Source organism: Aquabacterium sp. (assembly GCF_050725395.1).
Taxonomy (GTDB): domain Bacteria; phylum Pseudomonadota; class Gammaproteobacteria; order Burkholderiales; family Burkholderiaceae_C; genus Aquabacterium.
This window is the reverse complement of sequence record NZ_JBOHHL010000032.1, coordinates 30,409-54,514: the sequence shown is the minus strand read 5'-3', so window position 1 is coordinate 54,514 and position 24,106 is coordinate 30,409. Positions and strand designations below refer to the sequence as shown.

At 66.4% G+C, this 24,106-nt stretch carries 16 protein-coding genes; 5 read left to right on the top strand and 11 right to left on the bottom strand.

Annotated features, from left to right (window positions below):
* Both ACREB4_RS17000 and ACREB4_RS16995 read left to right on the top strand, forming a co-directional pair.
* The coding region (locus tag ACREB4_RS17000; protein ID WP_431589426.1) for an AzlC family ABC transporter permease at positions 1-488 on the top strand (488 nt) is incomplete at its 5' end.
* Positions 489-491: 3 nt separating this feature from the next.
* Positions 492-842, top strand: a complete 351-nt coding sequence (locus ACREB4_RS16995) for an AzlD domain-containing protein (RefSeq protein WP_431589425.1) — start codon at positions 492-494, stop codon at positions 840-842.
* 85 nt (positions 843-927) lie between these two features.
* Here the strand turns inward: ACREB4_RS16995 and ACREB4_RS16990 are convergent, their stop codons facing one another.
* The 3 genes from ACREB4_RS16990 to ACREB4_RS16980 form a co-directional block, all read right to left on the bottom strand.
* Positions 928-1,602 carry a PEP-CTERM sorting domain-containing protein gene (locus ACREB4_RS16990; RefSeq protein ID WP_431589424.1) on the bottom strand — a complete coding sequence of 225 codons (675 nt, stop codon included), beginning with the start codon at positions 1,600-1,602 and terminating at the stop codon, positions 928-930.
* A gap of 84 nt (positions 1,603-1,686) precedes the next feature.
* Positions 1,687-3,717, bottom strand: a complete 2,031-nt coding sequence (locus ACREB4_RS16985) for an alkaline phosphatase (RefSeq protein ID WP_431589423.1) — start codon at positions 3,715-3,717, stop codon at positions 1,687-1,689.
* Between the two features lie 50 nt (positions 3,718-3,767).
* Positions 3,768-4,349 (bottom strand): hypothetical protein, encoded by a 582-nt coding sequence (locus ACREB4_RS16980; protein WP_431589422.1) that lies wholly within the window; start codon positions 4,347-4,349, stop codon positions 3,768-3,770.
* Between the two features lie 171 nt (positions 4,350-4,520).
* On the opposite strand from ACREB4_RS16980, the gene ACREB4_RS16975 reads away from it, so the two are divergent.
* Positions 4,521-5,714 (top strand): phosphoglycerate kinase, encoded by a 1,194-nt coding sequence (locus ACREB4_RS16975; RefSeq protein ID WP_431589421.1) that lies wholly within the window; start codon positions 4,521-4,523, stop codon positions 5,712-5,714.
* A gap of 6 nt (positions 5,715-5,720) precedes the next feature.
* On the top strand, positions 5,721-6,533 hold the full coding sequence (locus tag ACREB4_RS16970) for a hypothetical protein (RefSeq protein ID WP_431589420.1): 813 nt from the start codon (positions 5,721-5,723) through the stop codon (positions 6,531-6,533).
* A 14-nt stretch (positions 6,534-6,547) separates the two neighbouring features.
* Here the strand turns inward: ACREB4_RS16970 and ACREB4_RS16965 are convergent, their stop codons facing one another.
* The 5 genes from ACREB4_RS16965 to ACREB4_RS16945 all read right to left on the bottom strand — a co-directional run bounded on the left by ACREB4_RS16965 (position 6,548) and on the right by ACREB4_RS16945 (position 11,362).
* A complete protein-coding gene (locus ACREB4_RS16965) occupies positions 6,548-7,468 on the bottom strand; it encodes a metal-dependent hydrolase (protein WP_431589419.1) in 921 nt (306 codons plus the stop codon).
* 65 nt (positions 7,469-7,533) lie between these two features.
* A complete protein-coding gene (locus tag ACREB4_RS16960; RefSeq protein ID WP_431589418.1) occupies positions 7,534-8,406 on the bottom strand; it encodes a metal-dependent hydrolase in 873 nt (290 codons plus the stop codon).
* 11 nt (positions 8,407-8,417) lie between these two features.
* Complete coding sequence (locus ACREB4_RS16955; protein WP_431589417.1) at positions 8,418-9,311, bottom strand: metal-dependent hydrolase; 894 nt, start codon at positions 9,309-9,311, stop codon at positions 8,418-8,420.
* Between the two features lie 138 nt (positions 9,312-9,449).
* The gene (locus tag ACREB4_RS16950; protein WP_431589416.1) at positions 9,450-10,532 is read right to left on the bottom strand and encodes an AraC family transcriptional regulator ligand-binding domain-containing protein; all 1,083 of its coding nucleotides are present in this window, start codon (positions 10,530-10,532) and stop codon (positions 9,450-9,452) included.
* Positions 10,529-11,362: an alpha/beta hydrolase gene (locus ACREB4_RS16945; protein WP_431589415.1), complete on the bottom strand. Its 834-nt coding sequence runs from the start codon at positions 11,360-11,362 to the stop codon at positions 10,529-10,531. Before ACREB4_RS16945 ends, ACREB4_RS16950 begins: the two co-directional genes overlap by 4 nt.
* Positions 11,363-11,607: 245 nt before the next feature.
* Between ACREB4_RS16945 and pyk the strand changes: the two genes are divergently transcribed.
* Positions 11,608-13,038, top strand: coding sequence for a pyruvate kinase (gene pyk / locus ACREB4_RS16940; protein WP_431589414.1), 1,431 nt, complete (start codon positions 11,608-11,610; stop codon positions 13,036-13,038).
* Here pyk and ACREB4_RS16935 read toward each other — a convergent pair whose 3' ends face one another.
* From ACREB4_RS16935 to ACREB4_RS16925, 3 genes are read right to left on the bottom strand one after another with little or no spacing between them, the layout of a single operon-like run.
* Positions 13,039-14,829, bottom strand: a complete 1,791-nt coding sequence (locus ACREB4_RS16935) for a GGDEF/EAL domain-containing response regulator (RefSeq protein ID WP_431589413.1) — start codon at positions 14,827-14,829, stop codon at positions 13,039-13,041.
* A complete protein-coding gene (locus ACREB4_RS16930; protein ID WP_431589412.1) occupies positions 14,826-17,339 on the bottom strand; it encodes an ATP-binding protein in 2,514 nt (837 codons plus the stop codon). The genes ACREB4_RS16935 and ACREB4_RS16930 overlap by 4 nt, the downstream gene beginning before the upstream one ends.
* The gene (locus ACREB4_RS16925; protein ID WP_431589411.1) at positions 17,336-24,106 is read right to left on the bottom strand and encodes a tandem-95 repeat protein; all 6,771 of its coding nucleotides are present in this window, start codon (positions 24,104-24,106) and stop codon (positions 17,336-17,338) included. Before ACREB4_RS16925 ends, ACREB4_RS16930 begins: the two co-directional genes overlap by 4 nt.

The following is a 24,106-nucleotide window of genomic DNA, read 5'->3' as shown; positions in this document are numbered from 1 at the left end:
GCGCGCAAATGCGCGTGCACATGATGAGTTTGCCGCTGCGCTGGCGCCTGCTGGCAGGCTATGTGACGGCCGACATGACCTACGTGATGATGATGCAAAGGCATGGGACCGCACCCCCAGCGGGGCCCGAGCATCCGGGGCCGTTGGCGTACTTTGCAGGCCTTTTTTCGGTGAACTGGCTGACCTGGAACGTGGCGTCGTTGGCGGGCGTGATGTTTGCCAGCGCGATCCCGACGCAATGGGGCCTGGGTTTTGCCGGGACCTTGGCCTTGGTGGGCTTGCTGGTGTCGCTGACGAATGACCGCAGGACGGCCTTGAGCGCGGGCTTGGCGGGCACGGCGGCAGTGGCCGCCTTTGCCTTGCCGTTTCGGCTCAACATCGTGGTGGCGGTGGCTTCGGCGGTGGCCTGCGGTTTGCTGTTGGACCAGATGTCGGCTTCGCGGCAAGGCAGCCCCGAGCCCGCGGACAGCGCGTCAGGAGACCACTGAACCATGGCCTTGCCTGCGATTCCGATGAGCGAGGGAGAAATGGTGCTGGCCGCCTTGGGATTGGTGGTGATCTCTGCCTTCAGCCGTTCGTTCTTCTTTTTGAGTGAGCAGCCCTGGCGCTTGCCCGCCTGGTTGGAGCGCGGCTTGCGCTATGCGCCCTTGGCGGCCTTGAGTGCCGTCGTTTTTCCGGAAGTGCTGTTGACTCAGGGGCATTGGCCGCATGATTGGCGTGATGCGCGGTTCTTCGCGACCGCGGTGGCCGTGGGGTGGGCTTGGTGGCGGCGCGACATGCTGGGGACCATCCTGAGTGGGATGGTGGTCTTGCTGGCCTTGAAGCTGGGGCTGGGCTGGTGAGGTCCTCGCCCGAGGCTCGAGGCCCCATGATGAACCTGGGTGGCTGATCGCGGGCGGTTCTTGCCCGAGATCAGCGGGCAGGGGATCAGGCGCGACGGCGGAGACCGATCGCACCGATGGTGACCAGGCCCAACACGGCGAGGGCCACGCTGGAGGGCTCTGGAACCGCGCTGGTCGCCACGTGCACGTCGTCCACGAACTTGCCGGAAGGCAGGACGATGGCGCTGATGTCGGCGGCGATGTCGTCGACCTGGAAATGGGCGCCCGACAGGTCTTGCTGGAAACTGAAGGTCTGCACGACGTGGCCCATGGCGTCCAGGAAAAGGATGTCGGCCGAGGGCATGCCGTAGGTGGTGTTCTCCAGCGTGAAGGAGAAGCTGCTCAAGGTCAGCGGCGTGCTGAAGCTCATCAGCACGGGGCCGTAGGCGGTGTTCAATGCGTTGATGCCGCTGGGGGCCAGGTTCCGCCCGAAGTCGATCGGGTTGGCGACGGTGACGGCCTCGGTGTAGTCGGTGTCGATGCCCCAGTGGGTCTGGCCGGGGATCGGGTCGCCATTCACATCGAGGTCATCGAAGAGCTTGGCGTTGTCGAAGCGGACCAGGCTGCTGGCGCTGCCGATGGCCAGGTTGGCGTCGGTGCCGGAGGCGACGGCGTCGAAGCTGAGGGTGGTGTCGATGCCGACAGCGTGAGCGGAGGCGCTGGCCAGCGCGATCGCGGTGGCGGCCAGGGTGGCGCGCAGCGCAGTGTTCAATGTGTGCATGGGTGAAAATCCTTGGATGGCGAAGGCTCCATGCAGGAGCCTTCGCGGTGGCATCAGGTCAGTGAAGCGTGGCGGTCAGGTCAATCACTTGACGCCGCCGATGGCCGCCTGGCCCAGCTTGAAGAACACGTCGGTGTTGTCCATCACACCGGTGAACAGCGAGCTGCCGCGGCCGAAGGCCGACAGGGGGATGTCGGTGGCGGTGTGCACGGCTTGCTGGCCGGCCACCTGGCCGGTGATGAACACGCCGGTGTCGCTGTTGCGCACGTTGGGATTGGCGGGGTAAGTGTTCAAAGGCGAGGCTCCAACGAAGGGCTGTTGTGAATCCTGGGTGGGCTGGGCGGTGGCCAGCCAGGTTTCGTAGCGGTCGGCGTTGGCGCCGTATCCCACCAGCAGCTTGTTGTCGATGTCGGTGGTGGCTGGGTAGCCGTCGGCCTGGATGGCGTAGGACGGGAACTTGGCGGCTTCATAGTTGCCGACCACGGCGTCGCGCTGGTCGGCCGTGGTGTGGCTGCCGGAGGCCTTGGCTTGCAAGGCGGCGTTGGTCAGCAGCGAGGCGCCGATCAGCGCCGCGCCCGAGCACTCGTGGTCGGCCGTGACGATGACCAGGGTGTCGGGATTGGCGATGGCGAAGTCCTTGGCCTTTTGAATGGCGCGGTCGAACTCCAGCACTTCCAGCATCCAGCGGTCGGTGTCCATCAGGTGAGCCTGTTTGTCGATGGACGCGCCTTCGACCATCAGCACGAAGCCATTGGGGTTCTTCTTGAGCACGTTCAGGGCCTTGTCGGCCATTTCGTCGAGCATGGGCTGGTCGGGGAAGCCGTAGTCGTTGACCACGCTCGAGGTGCCGCGGCGGCCGTTGATCTTGTCGAACGAGACGTTCATGTTCGAGTAGGAGAACAGGCCCAGGAGCTTGTCGGGCGTGCCGGCGTTGTCCAGGTCGGTCTTGGTGGCGGCGTAGGTGAAGCCGGCGCCTTGGAAATCGGCGATCAGGTCGCGGCCAGCGTCGAGGGCGCCAGGTGCTGCGCTCCAACCGGTGACGATGTCACTTGGCAAAACGTAGTCGCTGGAAGTGCGGCGTTGCGAGCCATTGGCGGGCTGTGGGCTGGTGCTGTTGCCGGCGTTGGGCAGGAACCACTTGCGACCACCCCCCATCAGCACGGTCAGGCCGGTCTGGGCGCGGTCGTCGAAGAACTGGTCGACGATGCCGGTGCCGTTGCCGCGGTTGGAGGTGTGCACGGCATTGGCGGCCGGCGTGGCATCGAACACGTCGGAGGTGGTGACGACGCCCAGCGACTTGCCTTGCGTGCGGTGCAGGAATTCCGACAGGTATTCGATGCGGGGGTTGTCGAAGGTGTCGGTGGTGTCGTCGGGGAAGACACCTTCCTGGTTGTTGTTGGCCTTGTTGCCCGTGACGTAGTTGGCCATGCCTGGGGCCGAGTCGGTCACGATGGAATCGAGCGAGGCGGTCATGACCATGCCGGTGAACGGGAAGGTGTCCATGGCGAGCAGGCCCTTGGCCTTGCCTTGCGCGTAGCCCTTGGCCAGGATGCGGCCGGCCGTGCGGTGCGCCGCGCCCATGCCGTCGCCCAGGAAGATGACGATGTTCTTGGCGGGACGGCCTTGGGCGGTGATGCCGATGACTTCGAAGTTGCCGGTGGAGGTGGTGGTCGTGCCGTCGCTTTGCGTGGCAATGGCGGTCAGGGTGTGGACGCCGGCGGTGGCGTTGCTGTAGGCCCGCACGGAGGCGGCCACAGAGCCGGGGGCGGCGGCGGTGATGGCGCTGGCCGGCACCAGGCTGGTCTTGCCAGAGAACACCGAGGTGGCGGCACTGGTCACGGGGGCGGCCGCGTTGAGGGTGGCAACGCTGTTGCCATCGACCAGGAACTGCACCTTGGTGATGGACTTGCCGGCTTCAGGGCGGACCGTGGCCTGCAGGTCGAAACGCTGGCCGGGCAGGAAGCGGGCCAGGGTGTTGACGGTTTGGCCGAGGGCATTGCTGGGAGGCGTCAAGCGCGAGATGGTGGGGGCGGCGAAAGCGGGGGCGGCCAAGGCGGCGAGTGCCGTCGTCAGGGCCAGGGTCAGGGCGCTGCGTTGAAAGCGGGTGCGGGACATGGACATTCTCCGGATAAGGCTTGGGGAAAGAAAAAGGAGGGGCGGATGGGTCAGCGGGCCTGTTCGGCCAAGGTGGTGCGGGCACCCGGCACGGCGTCGGTGAAGAGCTTGGAGGTGTTGTCATCCAGCTCCAGTTGGAAGGACGACACGCGGCCACCAGCTTCATCGCGGGCACCGACGCGCAAGGTGCCGATCACGCTGATCAGGCCGCGCAGGTGCGGGATGTCGCGTTGCGCGGCGCCTGGGGCGGCATGCACGAAGACGGAGGACGCGGGCAGGTCGTCGGACAGGCTTTCGTCTTCGTCGCCCACTTCCACGGGCAAGGGCGAGAGGATGAACTGGCCGGGCGTGGCCGCGTCCTGCGCGACCATGTAACCCACCATGCGCACCTTCTGGCCGGCCAGCGAAGTCATCTTGTCGCCGAGCTCCAGGCCTTTGGGGCCGATGGGCAGCTTGAACATCTCGCGGAACTTGAGGTCGGTGACGCCTGCGGGCGGTGCGCTCAGGCTGCCCTTGACGGCGATGGCGGCGGGGGCCGGGTAGGAGGCGGCGCTGCCGTGGGCCCAGGAGGAGGTGCCGGCGAGACCGCAGGACGCGGCCAGGAGTGCCAGCAAGAGGGAGGTGTGACGCATGGTGTGACAACCGGGGGAAATGAAACAACCTCGTTACGATCGCGCCCGGCGGTGACGCCCTGATGACAATGCAAACTCGCGGATTGACCCCCGGGTTCAGGGGGCGCCAGGCTCTCTACAATCAGGCCCAGCTCCCGTTTCGTTTTTCATCCAATTTTCACGATCACCATCATGAACATCCTCCGATTCGAAGACCTCGTGGCCCAGGGCAAGGTGGCTGGCCAGCGCGTGTTCATCCGCGCCGACCTGAACGTGCCGCAGGACGATGCCGGCAACATCACCGAAGACACGCGCGTGCGCGCCTCGGTGCCGGCCATCGAGCTGGCCCTGAAGGCCGGCGCCGCCGTGATGGTGACCTCGCACCTGGGCCGTCCCACCGAGGGCGAGTTCAAGATGGCCGATTCGCTGGCCCCCGTGGCCAAGCGGCTGGGCGAGCTGCTGGGCCGCGAAGTCAAGCTGGTGTCGAACTGGGTGGACGGCGTGACCGTGGCGCACGGCGACGTGGTGCTGCTGGAGAACTGCCGCCTGAACAAGGGCGAGAAAAAGAACAGCGAGGAGCTGGGCCGCAAGATGGCCGCGCTGTGCGACATCTTCGTGAACGACGCCTTTGGCACTGCGCACCGCGCCGAGGGCACGACCTACGGCATCGCCCAGTACGCCAAGGTGGCTTGCGCCGGCCCGCTGCTGTCGGCCGAGATCGACGCGCTGAACAAGGCCCTGGCCGCGCCCAAGCGCCCGCTGGTGGCGATCGTGGCGGGCTCGAAGGTGTCGAGCAAGCTGACGATCCTGGAGGCGCTGTCCAAGAACGTGGACGGGCTGATCGTGGGGGGCGGCATCGCCAACACCTTCATGCTGGCCGCGGGTTTGAACGTGGGCAAGTCCTTGGTCGAGCGTGACCTGGTGCCCGCCGCCACCGCCGTGATCGAATCGATGAAGGTGCGTGGCGCCGAAGTGCCGATCCCCGAGGATGTGGTGGTGGCCAAGACCTTCGCCGCCGACGCGCCCGCCACGGTCAAGGCCGCGGCCGACGTCGCCGACGACGACATGATCCTGGACATCGGCCCCAAGACCGCCGCCACGCTGGCCGCCAAGCTCAAGGCCGCTGGCACCATCGTGTGGAACGGCCCCGTGGGTGTGTTCGAGTTCGAAGCCTTCGAAAACGGCACCAAGACGATTGCCAAGGCGATCGCCGAATCGCCCGCCTTCAGCATCGCTGGCGGTGGCGACACCCTGGCCGCGATCGCCAAGTACGGCATCGAGAAGGATGTGGGCTACATCTCGACTGGCGGCGGTGCTTTCCTGGAAGTGCTGGAAGGCAAGACCCTGCCGGCCTTCGAGATCCTGCAAAAGCGCGCGGCGGGCTGATCGGCCATGGTCAAGCGCACGCTGCTGGTCCTGGCGATTGCCGCTGGCTTGATCTGGTGGTACGAGCAGGCGCAGGCCCCGGGGGTGGACGCGGCGAAGGTGACCGCGCCGTCGTCGGCCTCGCCGGGGCTTGATGCGACGCCACCGGTCGTCAAGGGATCGGCGGTCCGGCCCGCGGGCGGTTGGTCGCCCAAGGCCTGGTCGGTGATCGGCGGCAAACTGACCCCCACCCGCGCCTTGCGCGATCGCTTCGACAGCTACCTGCCTTTGGGCAAGGGGGTGACGATGGTGGAGGTGCGGGCCACCATCGAGCAGGACGCCGAGGCGGACCTGGGACAGGCCAATGCCGCCCAGGTGCTGGCCATCTGGGACCGTTACGCGCGCCTGCAGAACAACGATTGGCAACACCCTTTCAATGCCACGGAGCCGAAAGGCTGGCAGGCCACCCTGAACGAGCAGCACCAGGTGCGGCGCCAGTTGCTGGGGGCCGAGTGGGCCGAGGCCTTCTTTGGCGACGACGAGGCGGCGTTTCAGCGGCGCATCGCCAACCTGGTGGCGGCCCGCCCGGTCGCACCTCAAACGATGGACAGCGTGCTGGCCAGCGCGCCGTCGTCGGCGGGCGTGGCCTCGGCCGCCTCATCGGCCAGTCGGGATGACTGGCGGGCGCGCGCCGACAAGGCCCGGCTGGAATGGACGCACCTGACGCAGGATGCCTCGCTGGACGAGGGCCAGCGCCTGATCCGGATCCGGCAATACTTGCAACAGAACTTCAATGGCCCCGATGCTGCGCGCATGGAGCGCGAGCTGCCATTGCCCTGATCTGAGCGCGCCAGTCAGCGGCGGGTGGGCGGCGTCAGGGCGTCACTGGCTGCGATGACATCACCAGTGCGCTTGAGGGCGTCGGCCCACACGGGGTAGTGGGGCAGCATGCCCGAATCCCAAGGGTGGAAGCCGGGCTTGTACCAAGCCAGGTAGGGCCGGACGACGTCGGTCATCATGCCGCCGGGTCCGTAGAGCCACCACAGGCCTTTGGCCCACAGCCTGGCGCGCTGCCGGCGGTTGAAGCCATCGACCTTGAACATGTGGCCCATGATCTGGAACACGAAGAGCGGGAAGTGGATGCTGACCTGCAGCAGGGCCAGCACGCGGCCGACGTAGCCCACGCGGGCCACTTCTTGCATCACGTCGTAGGCCACGCCCTTGTGCTCGACCTCCTCGACGGCATGCCACACGTACATGGCGCGCACGCGCGGGTCGGCGTCCATGAAGAGGTCGCGGCGCTCGAACCAGCACTGCGCCATGATGGCGGTGAGGTGCTCGGAGGCGGCGGTCAGCGCCAGGGTCTGCCGGCGCGACAGGCGCGTGCGCGCGGTGTCGAACAAAAAGCGCCGCTGGTTGTCCAGGATGCGGTCGACCTTGATGCCTTGCGCAGCCAGCCGCTGGTTGAAAGCCTTGTGCACCTGGCCATGCTGGGCTTCCTGGCGGGTGAAATCCTGGATGGCCTGCAGCTGTGCGGCATCGGTGACCTGCCCGCGGAAATCGCGCACGCAGGTGATGAAAAAGCGCTCGCCCTCGGGGAAGAGCGTGGACATGGCGTCGAAGAAGCGGGTCTTGAACGGATCGCCGCCGAACCAGTGGCGGGGGATGTCCTGGGATGCCAGGCCGAAGTCCAGGTGCTCGCGCGGCACGATGGGGACACCATCGCGCTGGGCGGTCGTGTCCTGGGGGGTGTCGGCGGAGCGGAGGGCGGTCATGCGGCTATTTTCGGCCGCTGTGCCGGCGAACTTGAGGCCCAAGGCGGGCCTCTCAGGACAAGTCCCTAGGCCGCGGCCGCGTGCAGCACCTCGCCGGCGATGATGGGGTCGCCCGTTTCGTTGAAGGTGTTCAGCCAGAGCTGGTAGCTGTCCATCTGGCCATGCTGCCAGGGGTGGAAGCCAGGCTTGTAGTAATGCATGTACATGGCGAACATCGACATGAACAGCCCCGTGCCCGGCTTGTACAGCCACCACAGGCCCTGTGCCCACAGCTTGGTGCGTTGCCAGCGGCTGAAGCCATCGACCTTGAGCATGTAGCGCGTGCTCAGCATGGCGTTGATGGTGAAGCCCAAGGTGACTTCGACCATGGCGAGGACGCGGCGCGGGTACCAGACCTTGGCCACCTTCTGCATCACGTCGAAAGCGACCGATTTGTGCTCGATCTCTTCCATGGCGTGCCAGGCGTACATGGCGCGCATGCGCGGGTCCGCGGCGGCCATGACGTCTTTGCGCGAGAAGAAGCTGTGCGCCATGATCGACGTCATGTGCTCGGCGGCGGCGGTGCTGGCCAAGGTGTGCTTCTTGGGCAGGTTGCGGCGCATCCACTCGATCAGGCCGCGCTGGATGCCTTCCAGCATGTCCACGTCGATGCCTTGCTTCTTGAGGCGCTCGTTGTACTGGCTGTGCACGATGCCGTGCTGGCCTTCCTGGCGGATGAAGTGCTTGATCTCCTCACGCAGCACGGGGTCGCTCACCTGGTCTCGGAAGTCGCGCACGCAGCTGATGAAGAAGCGTTCGCCTTCCGGGAAGATGGTCGACATGGCGTCGAAGAAGCGCGTCTTGAAAGGGTCGCCGCCAAACCAGTATTGGGGGATGTCGCCTTCCAGGCCGAAGTCGAGCTTTTCGCGCGGGACGATGTCGTTGGGCTTGTGCATCATGGCGGGCTCCTTCAAGCGTGGGACCAGACCTGCGCGCCGTGCAGGCGGTTGCCAGCCAGGACCGGGTCGCCGGTTTCCTTGAGCAGCTTCAGCCAGTTGTCGTAGCTGGGCACGACCGGGTCTTGCCAGGGATGGAAGCCGGGCTTGAGGTAGCTGAAGTACTTGCCCGCCATGGGCGCGAACAGGCCGCCCGGCTTGTACAGCCACCACAGGCCCTTGGCCCAGATCTTGGTGCGCTGCCAGCGGCTGAAGCCGTCGACTTCAAGCATGTGCTTCATGATGCGGAACACGTGGAAGGGAAAGAGCATGGTCACCAGCAGCATCGAGCGGATGCGGTTGCCATAGCTGCTCTTGGCGACGTCCTGCAGCACGTCGTAGGCGACGGCCTTGTGCTCCATCTCTTCCATCGCGTGCCAGACATACAGGGCTCGGATGCGGTCGTCGGCGCCTTCGAAGATCTCGGGGCGCTCAACGAAGCAGTCGGCCATGATGGCGGTGATGTGCTCGGCGGCGGCCGTGATGCCCAGCGTGAATTCGCGGGAGGTGTATTTGCGGATGATGCCAAAAAGGCGCTTTTCCTGGCCGGCCAGGATGGCGTCGACCGCGATGCCCTGGGCCTTCAGGCGATCGTTGTAGCGCGTGTGGACGATGCCGTGCTGACCTTCCTGGCGCGTGAAGTCCTTGATGTCCTGCAGCATGCGCGGGTCGGTGGTGCGGTCCTTGAAGTCGCGCACGCAGGTGATGAAGAAGCGCTCGCCCACGGGGAAGAGCGTCGACATCGCGTCGAAAAACCGGGTCTTGAACGGGTCGCCATTCATCCAGTACTGGGGGATGTCGCCGTCCAGGCCGAAATCCAGCTTTTCACGCGGGATGATGGGGGGCGGGGTCATTTTGCTGTTGTTCATGTGTCGTCTCCTCGGGTGGAGTGCGCCCAAGGCACAGGCTGTCCGATGGGTGAACTGTAGGCAGTCGGTGGCGAGGGGGCTATGGTGTGCAACGACAGCAAGGTAAATTTCGCGACATCTTCACCCTCGGGAAAACCATTAAGGGGCGGGTGCCGAATCGCGCCGGTACTGGCTGGGCGTGGTGCCCGACCAGCGGGTGAAGGCCTGGGTGAAACTGCGCCGGTCTGAAAACCCCAGGCGATCGCTGATGTCCTCGATGGACTGGGTCGGGTCTTGCAGCCACTCGCGGGAGAGACGATAACGCACCCTGCCCAGGATGCCGGAATGGCTTTCCCCCAGGTCGCGCAGACGGCGTTGCAGGGTGCGGGCGTGCACGTTCAGCTCTTCGGCCAGGGCTTCCAGGCCCAGGCCCAACAGGCGGGGCTTGTGCGCCAGGGCGCGCTCGATCTGGTCGACCAGGGTGTGGCCGCTGGTGTCGGGTGCGGCATCGTGTTGCTGCTGTTCGGCGCGCTCGGCCACCTTCTGAACGACGCGTTGCGCGGCTTGTTCGTGCAGCAGGGGAAAACCGCCGCGCAGGGGCAAATCGAGCAGGGCGCGGTCGAACCACATGGCGCTGACCGGTTCCGAATACGCGACCGGTGATTGGAAAAAAGCTTCGCAGGCCACGCTGTCCTGGTCGCGTGGATGCTGGAACGTGATGCGGCCGAACAGCTGCTGGCCGCCCAGCAACATGCGCGTGAACTTGTGCAGGCTGGCGAACACGCCTTCGGTGAAATGCCGGGTGTTGGCGGCCGTGGCCTCGGGGTGGTTGAAGGACACCGCCATGCGCGCCTCGTCGCCGTGCTCGGCCAGCGTGAACTGCATGTAGGGGTTGAGCAGCGGAGGAATCCACTCCAGCGAGCGCGCGGCTTCGCGCAGCGTGGGGCTGGTGGTGATGAAGGTCTCCACGTCCGACATGTACTCGAACGCGAAGGTTTCGCCCAGCACGATGGGGAAATACTGGCCACGGTCGACGGCGTGGGTCTCTTCGACGCAGCGTTGCATGACGCGCTGCATGGTGACGCGCAGGATGACGGCGGTCTCGGGGTGCAGGTTGCTGGTGTCGATGCCTTCTTCCTGGAAGATGCGGCCGATGTCGATGCCGCACAGGTTCGCCGCGCGCACCCAGTTGGTCACGGTGACGAAGGGGATCGGTGTTTCGGCCGGGCTGGGGGAGGTCATCGGGTCGCGATGTCCGGGATGGGCGGGTTCTGGAAGTGGGTCAGCCAGCGCAGCACTTCGGCCACGGTGGCTTGCGGTTGTTCGAAAGGATACAGGTGCGAGCCGGCGATCCACGACATGTTGGCCGATCCCACGATCCGGCGCGTGCCGGCCAGCTTGACGGCCTTGAGTTCCTTGGAACGCGTCCCGCCGATGAAGGCCAGGGGGCAGGCGGGCGGCCGCTGCCTGAACTCCCGCACCAGGTTGATCGGCATGCTCTGGTAGATGCGCGATTCGATCTCGCGCTTGAAGCTCAGGCGGCGGGAGACGGCGGGGTGGTGCTCGGTTCCGTGCTGCACATAGGCGTCGAACACGCCGGGGTGGAAGGCGGCGAACTTGGGTTTGGCGATGAAATGCTCGCGCACGGCCTCCAGGCTGGGCCATTCGTGGCAGCGCTGGGCGGCCACGCCGGAGGGCATGACGCGGTCCACCACGCCCAGGGCCTTGACCAGCTTGAGTCCCAGCGCACGCCAGCCTTCCAGCAGGGGCGAGTCGAGCACCACCACGCCTTGGGCCAGTTCGGGGTGGCGGCTCGCCAGCATCAGGCTCAGGTAGCCGCCCAGCGAATGCCCTACCAGGTACACCGGGTGGCCCACCGCCTCGTCGATGAAGTCCTTGAGCTGGTGCACGAGGTGCGGCCAGTCGGCGCTGACCGGGTAACGCGGGTCGTGACCGTATTTCTCGATGGCGTGGACCGCGTAGCCGGCGTCGCGCCAGGCATCGAACAGGGCCCGGTAGGTGCTGGCCGGGAAGCTGTTGGCGTGCGAGAAAACGATGGTGGGCTGGCTCATGGCGGGGTCTAACTTCTACATCAATGGACAGGCAAAGGCAGAGCGACTCCTTGGCATGTCGGCTGAACGGGCCTCAGACTGTAGGCATTACGCCACCGGGCAAGGCATGCGGCTCAGTGTAATGTCTCGGGAGAAGGCGCGACAAGCGAGGGTCTTGCCGCCCCAATTCGGGCGTTTCACCAGGCGGTTTGGTGGGACACTGTTTGCGAGACAACAGCCGCTCTCGATGCAGAGCCGAACACACCATGCCACGTGCCACCAAGATCGTCGCCACCCTGGGTCCTGCTTCCTCGTCCCCCGAGGTGTTGGAGCGCATGCTGCGCGCGGGGGTCGACGTGGTGCGCCTGAATTTCTCGCACGGCAAGGCCCAGGACCACATCGACCGCGCGACGCTGGTGCGCGAGGTGGCCAAGAAGGTGGGCAAGGTCGTGGCCATCATGGCCGACCTGCAGGGGCCGAAGATCCGGGTCGGCAAATTCGCCAACGGCAGCGTGATGCTGGAAAACGGCCAGCCCTTCGTGCTGGACGCCAGCCGCGCCGAGCCGGGCGACCTGCACGGCGTGGGCCTGGACTACAAGGAACTGCCGCGCGACGTGCGCGCTGGCGACATCCTGCTGCTGAACGATGGCCTGATCGTGCTGACCGTGGAATCGGTCAAGGGCGAGGCCGTCAACACCATCGTGACCATCGGTGGCGAGCTGTCCAACAACAAGGGCATCAACAAGCAGGGCGGCGGCCTGACCGCGCCGGCCCTGACGGCCAAGGACATGGAAGACATCAAGACGGCCGCGAGTTTCCAGTGCGACTACATCGCCGTGTCCTTCCCCAAGAATTCGACCGACATGGAGATGGCCCGCCAGTTGTGCAACGTGGCCGGCGAACCCTGGAAGCACCGCCCGGCCCTGATCGCCAAGATCGAGCGCACCGAGGCCATCCCCAACCTGGAAAGCATCCTGAAGGCCTCCGACGGGATCATGGTGGCGCGTGGCGACCTGGCCGTCGAGGTGGGCAATGCCGCCGTGCCCGCGCTGCAGAAACGCATGATCAAGCTGGCCCGCGAGATGGACAAAGTGGTCATCACCGCCACGCAAATGATGGAGTCGATGATCGTGAACCCGGTGCCCACGCGCGCCGAGGTGTCCGACGTGGCCAACGCGGTGCTGGACGGCACCGATGCCGTGATGCTGAGCGCCGAGACCGCCGCCGGCAAATACCCCGTCGAGACCGTGCAGCAGATGTCGGCCATCGCGATGGCGGCCGAGGCGGCCGAGGACGTGACGCTCGACGCGGATTTCACCAACAAGAAGTTCGGCCGCATCGACCAGTCGATCGCCATGGGCGCGCTGTTCACGGCTTACCATCTGGGTTGCAAGGCCATCATCGCCTTGACCGAGTCAGGCTCGACCGCGCTGTGGATGAGCCGTCACAAGATCCACGTGCCGATCTTCGGCATGACGGCGCAGCCGATCTCGCAACGCAAGATGGCGCTGTACCGCAATGTGCGGCCCCTGCTGATCCGCAGCCACACCGACCGCGACGAGGCCTTGAAGCAGGCTGAATCATTGCTGGTGGAAAGCGGCGTGCTCAAGCCGGGCGACACCTACGCCATCACCTGCGGCGAGCCCATGGGCTACCCGGGTGGCACGAACATGCTGAAGGTGTGCGAGGTCGGTTGATCAGACGCTGGCGGTTTCCGCCGGCTTGATCAAGGCCTGGGCCGATGAGCCCAGCACCAGGGCCTCGAAGGCCTGCGGTGGCACGGCCTTGCTGAACAAAAAGCCCTGCAGCACGTCGCAGCCCATGCGCTGCAACACGCGCAACTGGTCTTCTTCTTCCACGCCTTCGGCCACCACCTGCATGCCCAGGCTGTGGCCCAGCGACACCACCGTCTGCACGATGGCCTGGTCCTTGTTCTGGCCGGGCAAGTCGATGATGAAGGAGCGGTCGATCTTGAGTTCGTCGGCGGGGAACTTCTTGAGGTAGCTCAGCGATGAGTAACCCGTGCCGAAGTCGTCGATCGACAGGCGCACGCCCAGGCCCTGCAGATCGTTCATCTGCTTCAAGGCCCAGGACACGTCGCTCACCAGCATGCTTTCGGTCACCTCGACCATCAGCCATTCGGGCGGCAGTTGCGTCTGGGCCAGCACCTTCTGCAGGTACTGGAAGAAGTGGCCGTTGTCGAACTGCGGCTTGGCCACATTGATCGACACTTTCAGGTCGCGCATGCCCTGCTGCTTCCACTGCGCCATTTGGCGGCAGGCTTCCTGCGTGACCCAGTCGCCGATCTCGACGATCAGGCCGGTTTCTTCGGCCAAAGGCACGAAGCGGCCGGGGAACAGCAAACCGTGGTCAGGGTGCTGCCAGCGCACCAGGGCTTCGGCGCCCAGGATGCGGCCGGTGCGCATGCAGACCTTGGGCTGGTAGTGCAGGCGCAATTCATGGCGCTGGATGCCGACGCGCAGCTGGTTGGTCAGGGTCAGGCGCTCGATGGAGCGGGCCGTCAGTTCGGCCGAGAAGAATTCATAGCCGCTCTTGCCATGGCTTTTGACCTTGGAGCAGGCCAGGTCGGCGCTCTTGAGCAGGCCATTGGCGGTCTGCCCGTCGCTGGGGGCCAGGGCGATGCCCAGGCGTGGCACCAGGAAGATGTCGTGGCCGTCGATCTGGAAAGGGGCGGCGGTCAGGGCCTGGATCACGTCCTTGGCCAGGGTGGCGGCGTCTTCGGCCTGGGCCAGTTCGGGCAGGATGAGGGCAAAGTCCTGGCTGTCGACACGGGCCAGGCCGAGTGATTCGGGGTTCAGGGCGGCTTCTTCACGCTCCTGCGGCGGCACCACGGTGTTGATCAGGCACTGGGCGACCTTCTGCAGCAGGGTGTCGGCGGCGCGCGGGCCCAGGGTTTCGCGGGTCTGGCGGAACTGCTCGCAGTCCAGGTGCAGCAGGCCGATCATGGCCTGGTCGGGCAGGGCGTGTTGCAGGGTCTCGTCCAGGCGGCGCGTGAAGCGCTCGCGGTTGGGCAAGCCGGTGACCAGGTCGACGTTGGCCAGGCGGTCCTGGTAGCGCTTGAACGCCAGGGTGTTGCGCACCCGCAGAACAAGTTCGCTCGAATCGACCGGCTTGGACAGGAATTCGGTCGCGCCCAATTCCAAAGCGCGCAGCTTGGTCGCCGGGTCGCTGGCGGCGGTCAGCACGATGACCGGGGTGTATTGGAGGAGCTCGTCGGCGCGCACGGCCTGCAGGATGTCGAAGCCGGACACCTCGGGCATCATCAGGTCGAGCAGCAGCACATCGGGCTGGTGCTGGCGGATCAGCTGCACGGCCTCGCGCGGGTCGTTGCAGGCCACGAAGCGGGTGTAGCCGGCGTCTTCCAGGTGCGTCTGGATGACGTCGGTCATCATGGACTCGTCGTCCACCATCATGACCAGTGCGCCGTCCCAGGGCGTGGTCATGGTCATGAGGTTGCTGCCGCTCATGCGGGGGCTCCCTCGGGGGCGTCCAGCACCATGCGGTGGCTCAGCTCCTCAATGTGCTGCAGCCAGTGGCCGGCCTGCACGGCGTCGTCCACCAGGCAAGCGGCTTCGAGGTGGCGAGCGGGTTCGAAGTACGCGTCGAAGCCCACGCTGCCACCGGCGCCTTTGAGCCAGTGGGCGTGTTGAGCCAGGGCGGGCAAGTCTTTGTGATCCAAGGATTGCTTCATCAGGGTCAACTTGCCGGGAAACTCGTCCATGAACCGGACCACCACTTTTCGCAATTTGGGATGTTGTGAGAGTCGGGAGACCAAGGGGCTGGTGCCTCCAGGTTCGTTCACCGGAGCGCGTTCTGTGTTGTCGGCCGCTTTGCCTTGCAGCTTGAGGACTTCTTCCGGCGAGATGCACTCGCCCCCCAGCCGCTGCGCCAGGTCGGTCAGCAGGGTGCCGATGTTCAGAGGCTTGGTGTGGAAGCCGCTGAAGCCGGTCTGGTTGATCTCCTGTTCGAAGCCCTTCATGGCGTTGGCGGTCAGGGCCAGGATGGGGGTCTGCACGCCGCGTTGGCGCAGCAGGCGGGTGGCGGTCACCCCGTCCATCACGGGCATTTGCATGTCCATCAGCACCAGGTCGAAGCCGCTGTCGGTGACCATGTCCACGGCCTCCTGGCCATTGACGGCCTCGGCCACGACCAGGCCGGTTTCTTCCAGCACCAGGCGCACCAGTTCGCGGTTCTCGGCGCCGTCGTCGACCACCAGGATGCGGCGCGGCGGGAAGCGCCAGTGCGTGGTGGCCTGCACGGCCAGCTCGGCGGCTTGGAGACGCAGCTCGTTCGGACTGAGCAAGTCGATGCCCTTGATCGAACCCGGGTCGATGCTGATGTGGAAGGTGCTGCCCTTGCCCAGCTCGCTGGTGATGGTGATGTCGCCACCCATGGCGCGGGCGAAGCGGCGGCTGATGGTCAGGCCCAGGCCGGTGCCGCCGAACTGGCGCGTGGTCGAGGTCTCGGCCTGCACGAAGGGCTCGAACACGGATTCGAGCTTGTTGAAGGGGATGCCCACGCCGGTGTCGGCGACGTCGATGAGGTAGCGCGGCGGGCGGGCGGCCTTGTCCATGCGCAGGCTGACGGTGACCTCGCCCTGCGCCGTGAACTTGAGCGCGTTGCCGATGAGGTTGGTGATGACCTGGCGCAGGCGGCCCGGGTCGCCCTCGATGGTGGCGGGCAGGGGTTCCGGCAGGTCGATGCGCAGTTGCAGCTTTTTCTCGTGCGCCTTGACCTCGAGCACGCGCACCACGTCGCTGACGACCTTGTGCGGCGCGAAGTGCACGCGCTCCAGTTCCAGCCGGCCGGATTCGACCTTGGACAAATCGAGGATGTCGTTGATGAGGCCCAGCAACTGCTGGCCGCTGGAGTGGATGGTCTCCAGGTGGCGGCGCTGTTCGTCGGCGTTGCCGGGCGTCGGGGCGCGGCGGCGCAGCAGTTCGGTGAAGCCGAGGATGGCGTTCATCGGGGTGCGGATCTCGTGGCTCATGTTGGCCAGGAAGTCGCTCTTGGCGCGGTTGGCGCTGTCGGCTTCTTCCTTGGCGGCCTGCAGGGCCACTTCCTTTTCTTCGAGCTCGGTGATGTCCTGGAAGCTGATGAGCACGCCCTGTGGCTTGTCGGCGGCCAGGATGGGCGAGCAGTTGACGCGGAAGGTGTAGCGCTGGCCGCGTGCGGTGCTCAGGTACATGAACACGTCGCGGCGGGTCTGCTTTTCATCGAGGGCCTGTTGCCAGGGCAGCAAGGGCGTGACCAGCGGCTGGCCTTCGCGGTCGGTCCAGGGCAGGCTGGAGGCGGGCTTGCCGAGCAGGGCGTCGGGCTCCACGCCCATGATGGTGGCCAGCGACTGGTTGGCCAGCACGGTCTGGCCGTGGGCGTCGAGCACCATCAGGCCTTCGGTGAGGGTGTCGAGCGCCGAGCGCACCCGCGCCGGGATGGCCTGCGAAGGGTCGAGGTGCTTGAGCATGCGCCCCAGGTAAAGCGAGAAGGCGATGAAGCTGGTGACGAACAGGAAGGCGCTCAGGCGCAGCGACGGGTCGTCGAGGTAGCCCAGCCAGCCTTCGTGGCGCAGTGGCGAGTAGCGCAGTTCCAGTTGGCCCCAGCGTTCGCCGTCGTGCCAGATGGGGACCTGCACCTGCGCATCGGTGGACTGCTCGCTGGACGTCGGCTGCCAGCCGTCGTGCGGGCCCAGGGCCAGCAGCGTGCTTTGATCGGTGCGGCGCAGTCCGATGGACAGCAGCGAAGGCTCGCGCTCCATGGCCATCTGCAGGGCTTGTTCGAGCGTGCTGGTCTCGTCTTCATTGAGCAGCACCGAGGCACTGGTGGCCAGGGTCTCGGACAGCACGGCACGGTGCTGGCGGATCAGCGACTCGCGGTCGGGGATCAGGCCGAGGTAGGTGGCGGCCAAGGCGATCGTCACCAGCAGCGATGACAGGCCCATGGCGAGGTAGTAGCGCGTGCCCAGGCGTTTCATGATCATGGCGTGCCCTCCCCGAGGTTGGGCGGCGTGGGCATGGTCGGTGGTGGCGCGGGCCGTGGGGGTGGCGGGGAACCGTCATCGTCGTCGAAGATGTTTTCGATCGAGGCATCGTCTTCGACGCCAGCATCGAGCTGGCGTCCGCCACGGCCCCGTGAAAGCACGGGCAGTGGGTCGATCATCTGCCAGGCAGGCATGGCCGACAGCATGGAGCCGATGAGGGCGCCGCCGCGCACCAGCCAGATCACATAGCCCACCGACAGGCCGGTGGACACGGCGATGGACGAGGCCACGAGGTGGCGGCGCTCCAGGCCGTCGTTCTGCAGTTGTTCGCGCAGGGCCTCCAGGCTGTTGCGCAGGTTCTGGGTGTCGCTGATGGTGGTGTTCAAGGCCTTGAGCCAGGAGTAGCGGAAGGTGTCCTCACCGGCCGTGGCGATGCCGCTGGCGGTGATGACGCGGTTGTTCAGGTCCACGCCGTAGTGATTCACAGGGGGGGCGACCACGATGGGGCTGTTGGCCTGCACAACGCTGTTGACGTCCACCTGGAAAGACAGGCTCATGGCGGGCGCGGCGTTCTGCCCGCTGGCGGCACCGGCCAGGGCACCGGCTCCCGTGACCGGGGCTTCCTCGGCCTTGTCATCCTTGCTGTCGCTCTCGGGTGGGGGCGGTGGAGGGGGCGGAGGTGGCGGCGGCGGAGCGGGCGCGGCAATGATGGGTGGGGGCGGTGGGGTGAGTGCGAAGCTGGTCTGCACCGTCGATGCGGCTGTGCTGGCCTGGCCATCACTGGCGGACAGCACATAGGTGGGCGCCTGGGCGCTGTCGTCATGGACGAACACGATCTGGTGCGTGGCCACGTCCGCCATGGTGAACTGGGTGACGGTGTTGCCCGTGCCCACGTTGGCGAAATGGCCGCCGACGATGCCGCTGGCGCTGATGAGCAGGTCCGCGTTGCCGTTGTCCACATCGGTGACCAGCAAGATGGGCTCGGCCGTGGCCCCCTGGTTGATGTTCAGGGCGTTGCCGCCGATGACGGGCGCATCGTTGACCGGGGTGACGGTGATGGTGACCGTGGCCACGCTGGAGTCCGCCGAGCCATCGGACGCCCGGTAGGTGAACGTGTCGCTGCCGTTGAAATTGGCATGGGGCGTGTAGCTGTAGGTGCCGTCGCCATTGAAGGTCAGGCTACCGCTGGTCGGGCCCTGCACCAGCACGGCGGTGAGGGTGCCGCTGTCGATGTCCGTGTCGTTGGCCAGCACCGAGCCGCCAGTGAGCGTGGTGTCTTCATCGACCGAGGCGCTGTCGCCGGTGGCCGAGGGGGCATCGTTGATGGCGTTGACGACGATGGTGACCGTGGCCACATTGGACGTGGCCGAGCCATCCGAGGCTTGGTAAGTGAAGGTGTCGGTGCCGTTGAACTGGGCGGTGGGCGTGTAGGTGTAGGTGCCGTCGCTGTTGAGCGCCAAGCTGCCATGCGCGGGGCCTTGCACCAGCACCGCCGTGAGGGCGCCGCTGTCGGCGTCCGTGTCGTTGACCAGCACCGTGCTGCCATGGAGCACCGTGTCCTCGTCGACCGAGGCGCTGTCATCGCCCGCCATCGGTGCGTCATTGACGGCGTTGACGGTGACGGTGACCGTGGCCACGTTGGAGTTGGCCGAGCCATCGGACACCTTGTAGGTGAAGGTGTCGGTGCCGTTGAAGTGAGCGGTGGGTGTGTAGGAGTAGGTGCCGTTGGCGTTCAGCGTCAGGCTTCCGTGTGCCGGGCCTTGCACCAGCACGGTGGTGAGGGCGCCGCTGTCGATGTCCGTGTCGTTGGCCAGCACCGTGCCGCCATTGAGCACGGCGCCCTCGTTGACCGTGGCGTTGTCGTCCACTGCCACGGGGGCATCGTTGGCCGCGGTGACGGCGATGGTGACGGTGGCCACATTGGACGCGTCCGCGCCATCCGAGGCCTGGTAGGTGAAGCTGTCGGTGCCGTTGAAATTGGCATCGGGGGTGTAGGTGTAGGTGCCGTCGCTGTTGAAGGCCAGGGTGCCGTGTGCGACGTTCGTCACCAGGGTTGCCGTGAGGCCGGTGCTGTCGGCGTCCACGTCATTGGCCAGGACGGTGCCGCCATTGAGCACGCCATCCTCGCCGACCGAGGCGCTGTCGTTCGCGGCCACGGGCGCGTCATTGACGGCGGTGAGGTTGATGGTGACGGAGGACGAGCCGATCAGGTTGCCGCCCGTGCCGGTGTGGCCCAGGTCGTTGATGGTCAGGGTCAGCGTGTCGGTGGCGGGTGGGGTGTTGCTGGGGTGGCGGTAGACCACGGTGCCACCATTGAGGCCGTCCAGCAGTTCGTTGATCTGGTCGACGGTGCCCAACAGGATGACGCTGTTCGTGCCCGAATTGGTCACGGCCACGCCGGTGGTCCCGGCATCGACGCTGATCAGGCCGCCCAGCGTGCTCAGCCGGACGGGGACGCTGCTGGTGGCCGCGTCCACATCGCTCACGCGCAGGCCGGTGTTGTGCAGGTCCATGTCGGTCTGCTCGGCGGTGTCGTAGACGCTTTGGCCAATGACGGCGGTGGGCGCATCGTTCACGGCCGACACATCGACCGTGCGGCTGCTGCTTGCGGTCAACGGCGGTGCAGTGCCGGTGTTCACGCCATCCTGGGTGGTCATGGTCAGGGTGTCCTGGCCCGCGAAGTCCGCGTCCGACAGGTAGACCAGGCCCAGGCCATCGGCCAGCGTGGTGTTGATGGCGCTGACGCTGCCCGTGAGGATCACGGTGCGGTGGTCCGCGCTGTACTGGATGCCGGCATTGCCCAGGCCCGAGGACACCTGGTCGCTCACGCTCAGGGTGCCGTGCTGAACTTGCAGTGTGACGGTGATGGGCGCGCTGCCCGCATCGGGGTCGGTGACACTCAGGCCCGGCAGGGCGCTGGCGGCGTCTTCGGTGGCCGAGAGGGTGGCGGGCAGGTTGTTGACCGGTCGCGCATAGGGCTGGATGTCGATGGTCAGGGTCTGGTAGCTGGTCAACTGGCCATCCGAGGCGCTGACCTGCACCTCGTAGCGGTTGATGCCGCCCACGTCGCCGGGCGCTTGGGTGTCGGGCGGCGCCGTGAAGCGCAGCTGGCCCGTCTGCGCGTCGATGCTGAACAGGGCCTGGTCAGCCCCGCCCGAGATGCCGTAGGTGAGTTGCGAGCTGGCCGTCTGGTCGTCGGTGGCCTGCACGGTGGTCACCTCGGTGTGGAACTCGTTGACCACCAGGGTGGCGTCCAGCGGGCCGCCATTGCTGTTGATGACCGGTGCGAAGTTGGAGGCGGTGACCTGGATGTTCAGGGTCTGCTCGTCCCAGGCGCCCTGTGCATCGAGCACCCGCACCACGACCTGGTAGACGTTGTCGCCGTCCGAGTCTTGCGGGGTTTGGGCGGTCACGGCGGGGTTGAACATGAGCTCACCCGTGGCGCTGTTGAGGGTGAACAAGGTGCTGTCCAGGCCGCCGGTGATGACGTAGTTCAGGGTGTCGACCTGATCCTGGTCGGTGGCATGCACGGTGGTGGCCACGGGAGCGTTGTCCAGGACGACCAGGTTGGCGGTGCTGCCGCCGCCGCCGCTGACAATGACGGGGGCTTCGTTGACGTTGAGCACGTTGACCGTGAGGGTCTGGCTGTCCTGCAAGGTGCCGTCGCTGGCGGTCACGGTCACCACGTAGCTGTTGTTCTTGTCGCTGTCTTTCGCGTTCTCGTGGTCTGGGGCGCCGGTGAAGCGCAAGGCGCCGGTGCGGCTGTCGATCGTGAACTGAGCAGCGTCGGCGCCACCGCTGATGCTGTAGGTCAAGGTGGCATAAGGGTCGATGTCTTGCGCGCTGACCGTGGTGATGGCCGTGGTGTTCTCGTTGACGGTGACCACGGCGGTGCCGCCGCCGCCATTGCTGTCGATGACAGGGGCGGCGTCCAAGGTCAAGGCCAGGCTGTCGATGGACCCCGAGGTGATGCCCACGCTGCTGCCCTGCACCACCGTGGTGGCCACGGCGATGGCGGTGTTGCTGCCGGTGGGGCGGACCACGGTCAGGCCGATGACATCGGTGGCCGCCACATTGGCGTAGTTGTTGGCCACCTGCGTGTCGGCCTGCGCCAGGCTGATCAACAGGGCGCCCGGGTACAGCGTGAAATCATTGCCCAGCTTGGCGGTGGTGGAGGCCACTTCCAGGCCGGTGATCGAGCTGTCCAGGTTGATGTCGTCTCCTTCGATGAGCGTCGAGACCGTCAGGTCGCCCAGCTTGTAGCGCAGGATGTCGTTGGCGCTGGTGTTGCCATTGCCGTACGAGAACAGGATGGTGCCGGCGGTCAGCGTGACACCACTGACCGAGCCGATGGTGATGGTCTGTTCGACCAAGGCCAGCCCGCGAACGCTGGCGCCCGCGCCCAGAACCGTGCCCAGGGCGCCCAGCAGACTGGTGTTGACCGTGAAGACCTTGGTGAACGTGCCGGATGAATAGTCGCCCGCCACCGTGGGGCTGAACAGCAGGACATCGCTGCGGGAGGCCGTCAGGCTGTTGACGCTGGTGAGCGTGGTGTTGTTGCTCGGCACCGAGAACAGCACATCGCCCCGGTGCACGGTCAGGCCGCTGGAGAGCACCACGTCGCGCGAGACCCAGGCAATGTCGTTCAGCCCCGTGGCGCCAAAGGCCGACATGTCCAGCACGTGCGAGAACGTGCCATCTGTGTTGCCCGATCCGTAGTGGGCATCGGGGTTCTCCAGCGCGAGCACCTCGGTGCCGGTGACCGAGTTGACGCCATCCCACGCGTCGGCATTGCCCTGGTTGGAGCCCAGCCACAGGGTGTTGGTGGTGTTGCCCGCGATGTGCCCCTTGAACGTCCACGAGAACGCCGGTGTGAGCGAGCTGCCGGTGTTGGTGGTGGCCACCACGGGCGTGCTTTGCCACGCGCTGCCGCTCCAGTCCGAGAAGGACAAGCGGCCCGCCGTGGTCTGCATCCCCAGCATGATGTTGTTGGTGGTGGGATCGCTGTTCAGGCGCAGCGCGCCGACGATGCCGTTGGCATTGGGCCCGGTCAAGGTGGCCGACCACACGCCAGAACTGCCCAGGGTCTTGTAGTTGACGGTGTTGGCGCTGGTGCTGCCGTACACGGCCAGCAGGTCGCCGCTCTTGCTTTCGTAGGCCACCGCCACCGTGGGCGCGTTGGTGGTGGTGTTCTGGGCGGTGGTGACGGTGCGGTTGCCCCAGCTTTGCGAGCCGGCCTGGTTCCACACGGCGAAGGAGGTGATGGTCTGCGTGCCGGAGCTGCTGGTCAGTCCCATGGCGATGCGGTCGCTGGTGGGGTCGGAGGCCAGCCTCAGCCATTGCGGCGTGGCGGCTTCGAGGTAGTTGCCGGCGGCCGATTCGGCGCCCCAGGCGCTGCCATCGAAGACGCGGAAGTAGACATTCGCGTCCGAGGCCTTGCCATAGGCGACCAGGGCGTGGCCGCTCTTCGCTTCGAAAGCCACGGCGATGGCGGTCTGGTCGGCAGCGGTGGTGCCCGAGGTGTCCAGCGTGATGGCGTGGCCCCAGCTGTTGCCATTCCAGATCAGCGCGTGGTCATCGGCGTTGGCATCGCTGACCACCAGGGCCATGCCGTCGCCACCCGGCTGCACCACCAACTGCATGTGCTGGGGCGCGGCACCGGTGTAGCCCGCGATGGTGGCGGCGGCGGTCCAGGTGCTGCCGTTGTAGAGGCTGTACTGGAGGTTGGTGCCGTCGTTCCAGACCAGCATGGCGTCGCCGCTGGTCTGCTCGTAGGCGATGCCGAAGCCCTGGCGGTTGCTGGGCTGGCCACTGCCCAGGGTCAAGGGAATCAAGGTGCTGGTGCCGTCCTTGATCACCTCGCCGGTGATGGCGCCGCTGGTGGTCACGCCGACCGCGATGATTTCGTCCCGCTTCGGTGACGAGGCGGTGTCCACCAACGTCCATTGGCCCGTGGTGGCCGTGCCGGCGCCGTTGGTGTAGGTGGTGCCGTCGTACTGGGCGTACTGCGGGGTGCTGTCGCCGGAGGTGGCCCACACCGCGTCGGCCTTGCCGAGGGGCACGGCCGCCAGCACGCCACTGAAGGTGCCGCGTGCTTGAGCGCTGGGTGCCAGCAAGGCCTCGATGTGGCCGCTGTGCACTTCGAGCTGCCAGTCGCCGCCTTGCAAAACGGAGCCGGTCAGGTCATCGCTGGCGGCCACGTCGGCGCCGGTCAATGCCGCGAGGCCTTGCACCAGGGCCTGGCCACCGGCCTGGGCGCCGACGTCGCAACCATAGATCAGCAGGTCAGCGTCCTGGGTGAGGGCCTGGCCCCAGGTGGCCACGTCTTGCGCGCGCGTGGCCAGGGCCTGTTCGTCAAGCGTGGTGCTGCCCAGTTGCACCGAGCCGCTGCTGCCGTGCGAGATCAAATGCACGGCCGAGATGCCGGTGCGGTCGGCCAGGGTCTGCGTGATGCGCGCGATGCCGTCCTCGTTCGCGTCGATCAGCACGACTTCGATCGGGCGGCCTTGCCGGGCTTGTTCGTTCAGGTCGGCCAGCAGGGTGGCCTGGTCGGGCACGCGGGCATCGATGAAGACGATCTCGGTGCCGGGCGTGGCTTGGAGGTTCGAAGCGGTCGCGGTTTGGTCGACCAGGCGTTGGTGGCTGCCATCGCTGGTGCCCGCCGCCGGCAGGAAAGCCGCGGGCGCGATGTCGGCCGAGTACAGCACGCGCGGCTCCATCGCCTCGGCGATGGGCCTTTGAACGTGGGGCGGTGGCAGGGAACGCAT

Coding starts and splice junctions, on each gene's coding strand:
- ACREB4_RS16995 (WP_431589425.1), top strand. CDS start 492: ATGGCCTTGCCTGCGATTCCGATGAGCGAGGGAGAAATGGTGCTGGCC.
- ACREB4_RS16990 (WP_431589424.1), bottom strand. CDS start 1,602: ATGCACACATTGAACACTGCGCTGCGCGCCACCCTGGCCGCCACCGCG.
- ACREB4_RS16985 (WP_431589423.1), bottom strand. CDS start 3,717: ATGTCCCGCACCCGCTTTCAACGCAGCGCCCTGACCCTGGCCCTGACG.
- ACREB4_RS16980 (WP_431589422.1), bottom strand. CDS start 4,349: ATGCGTCACACCTCCCTCTTGCTGGCACTCCTGGCCGCGTCCTGCGGT.
- ACREB4_RS16975 (WP_431589421.1), top strand. CDS start 4,521: ATGAACATCCTCCGATTCGAAGACCTCGTGGCCCAGGGCAAGGTGGCT.
- ACREB4_RS16970 (WP_431589420.1), top strand. CDS start 5,721: ATGGTCAAGCGCACGCTGCTGGTCCTGGCGATTGCCGCTGGCTTGATC.
- ACREB4_RS16965 (WP_431589419.1), bottom strand. CDS start 7,468: ATGACCGCCCTCCGCTCCGCCGACACCCCCCAGGACACGACCGCCCAG.
- ACREB4_RS16960 (WP_431589418.1), bottom strand. CDS start 8,406: ATGATGCACAAGCCCAACGACATCGTCCCGCGCGAAAAGCTCGACTTC.
- ACREB4_RS16955 (WP_431589417.1), bottom strand. CDS start 9,311: ATGAACAACAGCAAAATGACCCCGCCCCCCATCATCCCGCGTGAAAAG.
- ACREB4_RS16950 (WP_431589416.1), bottom strand. CDS start 10,532: ATGACCTCCCCCAGCCCGGCCGAAACACCGATCCCCTTCGTCACCGTG.
- ACREB4_RS16945 (WP_431589415.1), bottom strand. CDS start 11,362: ATGAGCCAGCCCACCATCGTTTTCTCGCACGCCAACAGCTTCCCGGCC.
- pyk (WP_431589414.1), top strand. CDS start 11,608: ATGCCACGTGCCACCAAGATCGTCGCCACCCTGGGTCCTGCTTCCTCG.
- ACREB4_RS16935 (WP_431589413.1), bottom strand. CDS start 14,829: ATGAGCGGCAGCAACCTCATGACCATGACCACGCCCTGGGACGGCGCA.
- ACREB4_RS16930 (WP_431589412.1), bottom strand. CDS start 17,339: ATGATCATGAAACGCCTGGGCACGCGCTACTACCTCGCCATGGGCCTG.
- ACREB4_RS16925 (WP_431589411.1), bottom strand. CDS start 24,106: ATGCGTTCCCTGCCACCGCCCCACGTTCAAAGGCCCATCGCCGAGGCG.